The following is a 10000-nucleotide window of genomic DNA, read 5'->3' on the forward strand; positions in this document are numbered from 1 at the left end:
TAAAGAATTGCTCTCGCTAAATTTGCTTTCGATAAATTACAACCGCGTAAATTAGTCCGAATTAAATTAGCATCGCTGATATCTGTCCATCGCAAATCGGTTTGTGAGATGTCCACACCCGCCAGCATTACCCCCAAATCGATGACTCGCACGCCACTAATCCGATCTTCATCATAACCCCCACTCCCATTCAAAATCACCTTTCCCAGCCGCAAATCGCGTTGGAGGGGAGTCAACAATTTAGAGCGCGATAAAAAGCGAATTACCCGCGCTTTTCCCGCAGCATTAACACTACCTAATAATGCTCCCGTTCGTCCCACTGCAAAAGCACGCTCTTGCGGCCAATCTTCAAGAAAACCATCATCATCTAATACTAAATCGGAAATGCCCTGAAAATAATTATCGATCGTTTGTTGCTGAGTAATAATATTTTGTTGGCGATTGAGCCGATTTTGTTCGATCGTTAGATCGCGCGAGACTACATACTGTCGCCAAGATACAAAAGCGGCGATGGTTGCGATCGCAGTTTGTCCGAGCGCGCCACCCCACAATCCTAACGCACCCACCGCACTCCAATCGGTTCCTGCCGATAATCCGCCAATGTAAGTAAAGAAGCCAAAAATCTTGAGCAAACTCAAGATAACCATCGGAATCGCGATCGCAATTACAATGCGGGTTTGTTGAACTGAAGATAGCGATTTGGGAATTTTAGGGCGAATACTCCGATAAATAATCGGCAGGGATAATCCCAGTGAGATCGCACATCCAGCCACGGTAATACCGCTATTTTTAAAAACGATACCGCACCCGATCGCGATAATTCCGAATAAATTCAACCAGATTGTCATTAATGCTAAAATATTCAGTTTTCAAGTCAACTTCTAAAATTTTATATTAATTCAGCTATTATCATCTAAATCTCAAAATGATATGAAGTACCACCTGCTTCATTAATATGGAACGTACTATTAAGCTGAGTTGATTTGATCTCTAAGTATTTTTTAGCTTCTTCCAGTGGCAATTTCGACGCTACGGCAAAACTCACGACCGTAATATCTCCTTGATTTGCCTGTAACTGTTGTAAAAAAATCGATTCTAACTCTAATACACTAGATCGCTGGCGATCGCGTTTCTGGCGGCGTAAATCCCACAATAACCAACTACCTAATGCTGTTGGCGGCGCACCGAGTATCAAACATCCCACAGCACCATCTCGATCGTCATCTGATAGATTTCCTTGGATAAATAGAGAGGTAGAAACTCCTAAGAATAGAAAACCAATTGAAAAAGAGATGCCAATTAATATTAATTTCATGTCTAATATGATTCCGATTTATTAACAATCGAATTAGATTTAATAAATAGCTTTAAAATTGCGATTCGAGCCGATCGATAAAAGTTCGATCGTTAGCTACTACAGTCAGAGCAGGAACCTTTACGTAAAAATTCGATCTACCTTCACACTAAATTTAGGTCATAAGCGGTGCGCGAGTCACAAATGCTTCCCCTGCAATAATTTCAACCGATCGATTAAGTCTGGAGGTAGAGAAAGCCAAGCATCAAATCCGGTATCGATAATTGCATCTTGGATATAAACCTTGCCATCAGATCCACAGATTGAAAGTGGAATAATCGGTTCGAGATCGCGAACGATGCCAGTAATCATCTGGTTCTATTTATGCACCCACCGAATCGGCGAACGTTACGGGAACCAATGCGAACGATCCAGATTTGAGCATCTGGATGATGAGCTTCAAGTCGAGCGCAGGCAACTATTTCACTCGCATCGATTTCAAAGGCTCCAGTGTCGATATCGTTGGTGTAGCCGCGCCGAGAGGTAATCGCCACAATCTTACCACGATCGGCTGCTTCAACCTGCGACTCATAGATCTCATCGCCATGTTGTGCAAATTCTTCTCTACTATATCTTGGTCGAACTGTCATAATTTTGACCTTGCTACGACTTGACTCTTTCTATTTTAGCTTGGAGCGTCTATCAGCGTCATCAATTTCAGATGAAAGAGTCGATACGCGACCTCATGTTCTAAAATTTTACGGATTATAAGCTGATTGTAACATCTTGCTTAGGAACTTTTCAATAACTAAATCTTGATTAATATTAAATCTAAGTGATTACTATATTAGCTAAATTAAAAATAGCTACCCTCTGATGAAGGTAGCTATCAAGCCTAACGGAAAATCCGCATAAAAATCGTTGAAACTATGATTTAGTAATCGCCGTAGTCATTACCACCCATCGGGCCGCCAGCACCAGCACCACCGTCTTTAGGTTCTGGTTTATCGACAATGATGCACTCAGTCGTGAGGATCATAGCGGCGATCGAAGCGGCATTTTGTAGAGCCGAACGAGTTACTTTTGCAGGATCGACAATCCCAGCTTCAAACATGTCTACGAACTCATTGGTGGCTGCATTGTAGCCGACATCAAAGGATTTTTCTTTGACGCGCTCGGCGATAATGGCACCGTTTTGTCCGGCGTTTTCAGCAATCCGTTTGAGCGGAGCGGAAAGAGCACGAGTCACGATGAGCGCACCAGTTAACTCCTCGTCTTTGAGGTTAGCTTGCGCCCAAACTTCGAGTTCAGGAGACAGGTGAGCTAAAATCGTACCGCCACCAGGCACGATTCCTTCTTCAACTGCGGCTTTAGTTGCGTTGATCGCATCTTCTAAGCGCAGTTTGCGGTCTTTCATTTCGGTTTCGGTAGCAGCACCAACTTTGATAACTGCAACACCACCAGCTAATTTAGCCAGACGCTCTTGAAGCTTCTCTTTGTCGTAAGAAGAATCGCTTTCGTCCATTTGACGGCGGATTTGTTCGCAACGCGATTTAACAGTAGCTTCATTGCCTTCAGCAACGATCGTGGTGCTATCTTTAGTAATTGTAATCCGACGTGCTTGACCTAAAGATTCTAGTTTAGTCGCGTCTAGTTTCAAACCAGCATCTTCAGTTACTAGTTGACCACCAGTTAATACTGCGATATCTTCTAGCATAGCTTTACGACGATCGCCAAAACCAGGAGCTTTAACTGCTGCAACGTTTAATACGCCACGGAGACGGTTGACTACTAAGGTTGCGAGAGCTTCTTTTTCGATGTCTTCAGCTAAGATTAACAAAGGACGACCCGAACGAGCTACTTGCTCAAGGATGGGCACGAGATCCTGAACCAAGTTGATTTTCTTGTCAGTAATCAAGATGTAAGGCTGTTCGAGAACCGCTTCCATCCGCTCCATGTCGGTAGCGAAGTAAGGGGAGATATAACCCTTATCAAAGCGCATCCCTTCGGTGATTTCTAGTTCGGTAGTCATCGACTTACCTTCTTCTAGAGAGATTACGCCTTCTTTACCGACTTTATCCATCGCGTTGGCAATCATTTCGCCGACTTCGTTGTCGTTACCAGCGGAGATCGATGCTACTTGAGCAATCGCTTTGGAATCTTCAACGGGTTTAGCATGAGCCGCGATTTTCTCAACGAGGAATCCAGTTGCTTTATCGATACCGCGTTTGAGGGCGATCGCGTTGGCACCAGCCGCAACGTTACGCAAACCTTCTTTGACAATCGCGTGAGCCAGTACGGTAGCTGTAGTAGTACCGTCGCCAGCAGCGTCGTTAGTTTTGGATGCAGCTTGACGAATTAAGGCTACACCAGTATTTTCGACGTTATCTTCGAGTTCGATTTCTTTAGCAATGGTGACACCATCGTTAACGATTTGGGGTGCGCCAAATTTCTTTTCCAGGACGACATTCCGACCTTTGGGGCCGAGGGTAACTGCTACCGCTTCAGCCAAGATGTCCATCCCGCGTTCGAGCGCGCGACGAGCATTTTCGTTGTATATAATTCGCTTTGCCATAATCTTTAAATTTAGAGGTGTAGAGGGTTAGATGTTAGTGACAAGTGACACTTATTAGCCGACTACTGCTAGGATGTCTTTTTCGGACAACAGCACATATTCGTCGCCGCCGAGCTTTACGTCGGTACCAGCGTATTTGGAATAAAGAACTTTATCGCCGATTTTAATTTCAGGTTCTTGACGAGTCCCGTCTTCGTTACGTTTGCCAGGGCCAACTTGAACGACTTCGCCGATTTGGGGCTTTTCTTTAGCTGTATCGGGCAGCAGGATTCCACCTGCGGTTTTTTCTTCGGATGCGCTGACTTTAACGAAAACGCGATCGGCTAAAGGCTTGACTGTGGATACTGTTAACGATAATGATGCCATATTTATTATGAGTTTTTAGCACTCTCGACTTCTGAGTGCTAATTTAGCCGACTGAGGTAGGGCATGGCAAGCAAGGGTAGGGTACGGGTTACCGCACGTTCGCGCGAGCCTATCATACGGAGAATCTTGCTCTGAGTGAGGTTCGATCGCGTTAACTCTGCCAAAACTTTATCCGATCGGGCTGAGATCTAAAATATTATCGAGCGGATGCACCAATAATGTAACATCAGATTTGGTGGGTGTCTTTCTTCGATCGAACTAGAGTCGATCGTTGAGATCCCAACTAACTTGGCGGTTACGATATTTCATATTTGTTCGGGAAAGAGGTTATATTTTGAAATTCTTATCGGTTGCAAATCTGACAGGATCGATCGTGGGCTTACTGGTATGGGCAAGTTGGGTGCCTTCGGTTCAGGCTAACTATGTTTGTGGGAATGGCCCTGGTCCTGGCGAGGTACAGGTTGGTACAACCATCATGGGTATACAACGGGTTCCCGTATGTGCAAAAAAACCGAATGGAGGGGGTTCTAACTCAGGCTCATCCGCTGCGCCACAACCCGATCCGTTCAAGGCAAAAATGGATGCAATTTCTTCGGTAACGAGTGCCCTGCAAGGCAATTTAGCAGAGCAAGAACGTATTATAAAGAGTCCTAAGTACCAAGCATATATGAATGGTGAATGGGAATTTTCCGAGGGTAAAAATGGTGGGTCTTGTGCGGCTATTTATTCACGAAAGGGTGAGATTGTGATGATATCAGGGTTGGGTGGGAAATCCAAAAACGGATCGTTAGCCTTCCTTAGCAGCAATATACCCCGTCCAGCCAGCCCCAAAATCGTTAGTGTCACACTGAGCCAGGATAATTATAAGCCGCAAACAGTGAAAGCTGCCAACCATACATTGACATTGACCAACACATCACTTGGGGTGATTGAGCTAGCCATACCAAACTTAGAAGCTAGCTTAACGGGTGGGAAAAGCACAAACCGTTACGATTTAGCAATGGACGGTAAGTCGGTGGTAAATATTGAGTTGCAGGACGGTTCGGCTGTCAGCGACAAATTGCGTAAATGTCTAAGTGCCCGCGCCAAGAAGTAGATATTCTGGCGATGCTGAATGTGAGTATGAAATTTAGGGTAGTAGTAGGGGCAATTCATGAATTGCCCCTACTACTACCCTAAATTTTAGCCAGGGTGAAGCACCGATGACAGATTGGGTGGACGATCGATCGCCGTAACAGCACATAACCAGCAGATAGCCAGAAAGCCTGAGCCGAGAGAAAACGGTGGATTTGTGAAGTAGTTTTGATTGAAAATCTGCCTAATGAAAGAGATCCATTTTCCGATCGCCTGCGTATTGTGAATTAGATGGATAGATCGATCGCTTAAATGACTCATCCATTGGAAAGGTACATCCAAATTAGTAATCGGAACTTGACAATGAAATTGAGTAAGCTTGGTACCCTAGTTGCGGTAATGTCTGTAGCTACGATGTTTGAGTTTTTTAGTGTCAGTAGATCTGCCAGCGGTGTTGCACTCACGGGTTTAACTGAAGGCAACACGCTAGTGTTCTTCGATTCTGCTACTCCTGGCTCTACAACGACGCGCAGTGTGACTGGAGCCACTCTAAGCGATGCGCTACTGGGCATCGACTATCGCCCAGCTAACGGTCGGCTGTATGGGATTACGAGTACTGGAGTGTTCGAGATCGATCCTAGTAGCGGTAATGCTACTCGTGTCAATACGTTCACATCTACTTTCAATGGCGACACTACATCAGGAGTAGACTTCAATCCAGCCGCAGACGCACTCAGAATTACAGGTTCCAACGGGCAAAATTTCCGCATCGCTGGGGGTGGACTCGGCGCAACTAATGTCGATAGCAATCTGGCTTATGCGGCTGGAGACCGGAACGCGGGAGTTAGTCCTGCGGTTACGGCTTCTGCTTACACCAACAATTTTGCGGGAGTACCTGCCGGACGCACGACTCAGCTTTTTAGTATCGACTCTAACCTGGATGTATTATTGCTCCAAGCTACACCAAACAACGGCATTCTGACCACGATCGGTTCTTTAGGTGTTAACGTTGATACGATTGGCGGATTTGATATTTTTTCGCCCAGTAATGGTGTAAATAATGCCTTTGCAGCGTTCGCGCCCAATGGTAGCACGGCAGCTTCTCTATATTCGATCGATCTCAGTACGGGTGACGCGACTTCCCTCGGTCAAATCGGCACGGGTGCTGGATTCAATTTGACTGGACTCGCTGCCCCGATCGAACCCACTGCTGTGCCTGAGCCTTCTGCCATCCCAGGTTTAATCGTTTTTGGCATCGGTACCTTGATGCTCAAGCGACGCAAGCGCAAAAGTATTGCTGTGGAGAAACAGTAAGCGATCTAGCCCGCTAGATGTGCCTGTGTGGGACTTTATAACAATTTCGGCTACTCCTTGCTCAAAGACGATCGATCCACCCATCCCCACCTTGACCGATCGAGCTTCCTCCCCTTAGAATACAAGAATGGTCTGGCTGCGGCGTTGGTGACTGCCAATAACGTTTTTTGATCTATGCTTGAATTTTTTACGGGAACTCATGTTGTTCTAGCGGCAGTAAACTGAACTTTTGTATTCAGAAACTATAAGCACGAACTTCCGGTACCCACCTGGTTTTAACCAGGTCATAAACTGAGGTAAAACGGCGTTGCGGTTGACCTAAATATTTGAAAACGGAACCTCTAGTCTTTGGGCTGGGGGTTTTGATCTGGGGAGATGGGAGATGGGAGAGCGATTGTTTGGGACGAGAGAATGTAGATTCTAGCTCCAATTGACTGATAAAGTGGATCGACGGACATTTTATGAGATTTAGAAGATCATGACACCACAAGATTTGATGAAGCAGGAAGTTGGGAAGGCTGCGGCGGCGCGAGTACAGTCTAATTCGATCGTGGGATTGGGGACTGGTTCGACGACGGCGTATGCGATCGAGTTTATCGGCAAACGGTTGGCAGCAGGCGAAATTACTAACGTCAAAGGCATTCCGACTTCGTTTCAAGCGACAGTGCTGGCTAAACAGTATGGTATTCCCTTAACGACGCTTGATGAAGCCGATCGGATCGATATTGCGATCGATGGTGCTGATGAAGTCGATCCTCATAAAAATCTGATCAAAGGCGGTGGTGCGGCGCATACTCAAGAAAAAGTCGTCGATGCGCTGGCGAAGCAGTTTATCGTCGTCGTTGATAACACTAAGTTAGTTGATAAACTCGGCAGTACTTTCCTCGTCCCCGTGGAAGTTATCCCGATGGCGGTTACACCTGTCATGCGCGCGATCGAAAAATTAGGCGGTAAACCCCAGCTTCGCATGGGTGTCAAAAAAGCTGGCCCAGTGGTCACGGATCAAGGTAACTTAGTCGTAGATGTCAAATTTGACTCGATCGATAATCCTGCTGAGTTAGAAAAGACCCTTAATAATATCCCTGGCGTGCTGGAAAATGGTTTATTTGTGGGTGTCGCACATTTAATTCTAGTCGGTGAAGTTCAAGGCGATAAAGTCATCATCAAGGAAATGTAGAAGTTAGACTTTAGGCTTTAGGTATTAGGTATTAGGGAAATTTCATGATTCTTGGCTGTTCGATCTTCCATTTTCACAAGTTCGCCGATCCCTAAAGCCTAATTCCTGAAGTACAATTAGACTATCGAACCCTGTAACCAAATGCTGACCTATGGTTGCTCAATTACCGACACCCAACCAAATCGAATATCCTGACAGCGACGGCAAGCCGATGTCTGACAATACCAAACAGTTTCGCTGGATTACGATCGTTAAATATAACCTGGATTGGTTGTTTACCAATGATGAAAATGTCTTCATTGCTGGAGACTTGCTCTGGTATCCGGTAGAAGGCAATCCCAAACGGCGTGCGGCTCCAGATGTAATGGTCGCATTCGGCAGACCGAAAGGAGATCGTGGTTCCTACAAGCAGTGGCAAGAAAATGATATTGCGCCGCAAGTAGTATTCGAGATTTTGTCGCCTGGAAATACCGCCAATGAGATGGCATCTAAGTTGGCTTTTTACGATCGTCATGACGTAGAAGAATACTATATTTACGATCCCGATACAAATGCTTTATCTGGATGGGAGAGAGCGGATGGTTATCTCGTAGAAATTCCCGTCATGCAGGATTGGATTAGCCCGCGTTTGGGAATTAAATTCGATCTGAGTACGCCACCCGAATTGCAAATCTATCGACCTGATGGAGAACCATTTCTCTCATTTGAAGATGTTTCCCAACGATTAGAATCCGCTACCATCGAGCTAGAATCCACTACTCGCGAACTGGAAAATGTTTCACAAACTCTGGCTACCACCGAGCAGGCTCTAGCAGCAGAATCCGATCGCAATCAGCGACTCGCCGCAAAACTAAGAGAATTGGGCATCGAACCCGATACTATTTAAAGCTAAAAAATGAGGTGAGAACATAAAGTTTTCACCTCAACTAGATAATTATTAAAATCTAATCTAATCGATAGTTCTTTTGCCAGTAAACTTGAGTTTTGCAGGCTCAGGATTGCTGCCAATATTCCGATCGACACTATTTTGAGCTTCCCGTCCTGCATTGACTTTTTCGGGGAATACACCATCGTTAGGATGGAGTAAAGTAGTGTCGCCTTTTGGCATAATCCGGTAGACTTGATAATTGGTAATTTTGAATTTACGCAATTGACCGCCGAGAGCCAGACACTGTTCTTTCCGCGCCAAGTATAAGAGGTTGTCCCCAGATACCATTGTCGCTGCTCCGCCTGTAGGCATTTCAAATACTTGTTGCTTGGGACTGTTCCAAGTAATCGCGTATTTTTCTTCTACGTCGGCTTTGCTGAGTAAACCACCAGTGCTACCGCCAAATATCGGTGTTTTGCCAGTTAGTTTTGTTGCCATAAAACTGCTAGTTGTAGGATTTTCCTGCATCCTACCACCCCAATCGATCGCGATCGCCATCTTGTCAAGAACTGTAACAGTCGGTCTGGAGACTAGATCGAGCTGAAAATCGTATAATAGTAGCAGTGGCTCTAAAATATTCGTTACAAACATTCAATTATTCCCCCGATCGAGATTCATGACTACCAATCCTATGGCGATTTCCTTGCAGGTTGCTCCCGCTCGTGTATTGCGAGGAAAACAGGCACTAGCAGAGGCGATCGATTTTATTGTTAAATTGGGTCAACGTCCGCTCGTCGTCGGTGGCGAGCAAAGTCTCAAGCTGAGTCAATTACAGGCATTGCACGATCGATCGGAGCTAGAGATCGAAACAGTACGATACACTCCCGACTGTTGTGAGTCTAGTCTCGATCGACTCCAAGCCGCAGTCGTCACGCATCAAGCCGATCTAATTATCGGCATCGGCGGTGGTAAATGCTTAGATACGTCTAAATTATTAGCCTATCGTACTCAGTTACCTGTAGTCACAATTCCCACTTCTGGAGCTACCTGTGCGGCGTGGACGGCATTGTCCAATATTTATTCAGAGTCGGGCGCATTCTTGTACGATGTCAGTCTTGCCAACTGTCCCGATTTATTAATCTTAGACTATGGTATCGTCGCCACCGCCCCACAACGGACATTGGTAGCAGGAATCGGTGATGCGATCGCTAAATGGTACGAAGCTTCCGTCAGTAGCGGTCATTCCGACCAAACCTTACTCATCGCTGCCGTTCAACAAGCACGCGTCCTCAGAGATATTTTATTCCAAAAATCCGCCAACGCGATCGCCCA

General features: G+C 45.6%; 12 protein-coding genes and 1 other RNA gene. 6 read left to right on the forward strand and 7 right to left on the reverse strand.

Annotated elements, in window-relative coordinates:
- The 6 genes from RMO79_RS21255 to groES all read right to left on the reverse strand — a co-directional run.
- Positions 1–848, reverse strand: an 848-nt coding sequence (locus RMO79_RS21255; protein WP_310485263.1) for a pentapeptide repeat-containing protein, incomplete at its 3' end; no start/stop codon positions are given.
- 65 nt (positions 849–913) lie between these two features.
- Positions 914–1315, reverse strand: coding sequence for a hypothetical protein (locus RMO79_RS21260; RefSeq protein WP_310485265.1), 402 nt, complete (start codon positions 1313–1315; stop codon positions 914–916).
- Between the two features lie 177 nt (positions 1316–1492).
- The gene (locus tag RMO79_RS21265; RefSeq protein WP_310485266.1) at positions 1493–1666 is read right to left on the reverse strand and encodes a hypothetical protein; all 174 of its coding nucleotides are present in this window, start codon (positions 1664–1666) and stop codon (positions 1493–1495) included.
- Complete coding sequence (locus tag RMO79_RS21270) at positions 1663–1944, reverse strand: hypothetical protein (RefSeq protein ID WP_310485267.1); 282 nt, start codon at positions 1942–1944, stop codon at positions 1663–1665. Before RMO79_RS21270 ends, RMO79_RS21265 begins: the two co-directional genes overlap by 4 nt.
- 284 nt (positions 1945–2228) lie before the next feature.
- A complete protein-coding gene (gene groL, locus RMO79_RS21275; protein WP_310485268.1) occupies positions 2229–3869 on the reverse strand; it encodes a chaperonin GroEL in 1641 nt (546 codons plus the stop codon).
- 54 nt (positions 3870–3923) lie between these two features.
- Positions 3924–4235, reverse strand: coding sequence for a co-chaperone GroES (gene groES / locus RMO79_RS21280; RefSeq protein WP_309742942.1), 312 nt, complete (start codon positions 4233–4235; stop codon positions 3924–3926).
- 334 nt (positions 4236–4569) lie between these two features.
- On the opposite strand from groES, the gene RMO79_RS21285 reads away from it, so the two are divergent.
- From RMO79_RS21285 to RMO79_RS21305, 5 genes are all read left to right on the forward strand, one after another.
- On the forward strand, positions 4570–5331 hold the full coding sequence (locus tag RMO79_RS21285; RefSeq protein ID WP_310485269.1) for a hypothetical protein: 762 nt from the start codon (positions 4570–4572) through the stop codon (positions 5329–5331).
- 290 nt (positions 5332–5621) lie between these two features.
- Positions 5622–6623, forward strand: coding sequence for a DUF4394 domain-containing protein (locus RMO79_RS21290; RefSeq protein ID WP_310485270.1), 1002 nt, complete (start codon positions 5622–5624; stop codon positions 6621–6623).
- 130 nt (positions 6624–6753) lie between these two features.
- Positions 6754–6943: non-coding RNA, 6S RNA (gene ssrS / locus RMO79_RS21295), on the forward strand.
- Between the two features lie 158 nt (positions 6944–7101).
- A complete protein-coding gene (gene rpiA, locus RMO79_RS21300) occupies positions 7102–7800 on the forward strand; it encodes a ribose-5-phosphate isomerase RpiA (RefSeq protein WP_310485271.1) in 699 nt (232 codons plus the stop codon).
- Positions 7801–7951: 151 nt separating this feature from the next.
- On the forward strand, positions 7952–8686 hold the full coding sequence (locus tag RMO79_RS21305) for a Uma2 family endonuclease (protein WP_310485272.1): 735 nt from the start codon (positions 7952–7954) through the stop codon (positions 8684–8686).
- A gap of 63 nt (positions 8687–8749) precedes the next feature.
- On the opposite strand, the gene RMO79_RS21310 is transcribed toward RMO79_RS21305, so the two are convergent.
- A complete protein-coding gene (locus RMO79_RS21310) occupies positions 8750–9166 on the reverse strand; it encodes a photosystem I reaction center subunit II (RefSeq protein WP_310485274.1) in 417 nt (138 codons plus the stop codon).
- Positions 9167–9344: 178 nt separating this feature from the next.
- On the opposite strand from RMO79_RS21310, the gene RMO79_RS21315 reads away from it, so the two are divergent.
- Positions 9345–10000, forward strand: a 656-nt coding sequence (locus tag RMO79_RS21315; RefSeq protein WP_310485273.1) for an iron-containing alcohol dehydrogenase, incomplete at its 3' end; no start/stop codon positions are given.

It is taken from the genome of Chamaesiphon sp. VAR_48_metabat_403 (genome assembly GCF_031422475.1).
In the GTDB taxonomy this organism is placed as follows: Bacteria; Cyanobacteriota; Cyanobacteriia; order Cyanobacteriales; family Chamaesiphonaceae; genus Chamaesiphon.

Coding starts and splice junctions, on each gene's coding strand:
- groL (WP_310485268.1), bottom strand. CDS start 3,869: ATGGCAAAGCGAATTATATACAACGAAAATGCTCGTCGCGCGCTCGAA.
- RMO79_RS21310 (WP_310485274.1), bottom strand. CDS start 9,166: ATGGCAACAAAACTAACTGGCAAAACACCGATATTTGGCGGTAGCACT.
- RMO79_RS21305 (WP_310485272.1), top strand. CDS start 7,952: ATGGTTGCTCAATTACCGACACCCAACCAAATCGAATATCCTGACAGC.
- RMO79_RS21265 (WP_310485266.1), bottom strand. CDS start 1,666: ATGATTACTGGCATCGTTCGCGATCTCGAACCGATTATTCCACTTTCA.
- RMO79_RS21270 (WP_310485267.1), bottom strand. CDS start 1,944: ATGACAGTTCGACCAAGATATAGTAGAGAAGAATTTGCACAACATGGC.
- groES (WP_309742942.1), bottom strand. CDS start 4,235: ATGGCATCATTATCGTTAACAGTATCCACAGTCAAGCCTTTAGCCGAT.
- rpiA (WP_310485271.1), top strand. CDS start 7,102: ATGACACCACAAGATTTGATGAAGCAGGAAGTTGGGAAGGCTGCGGCG.
- RMO79_RS21290 (WP_310485270.1), top strand. CDS start 5,622: ATGACTCATCCATTGGAAAGGTACATCCAAATTAGTAATCGGAACTTG.
- RMO79_RS21260 (WP_310485265.1), bottom strand. CDS start 1,315: ATGAAATTAATATTAATTGGCATCTCTTTTTCAATTGGTTTTCTATTC.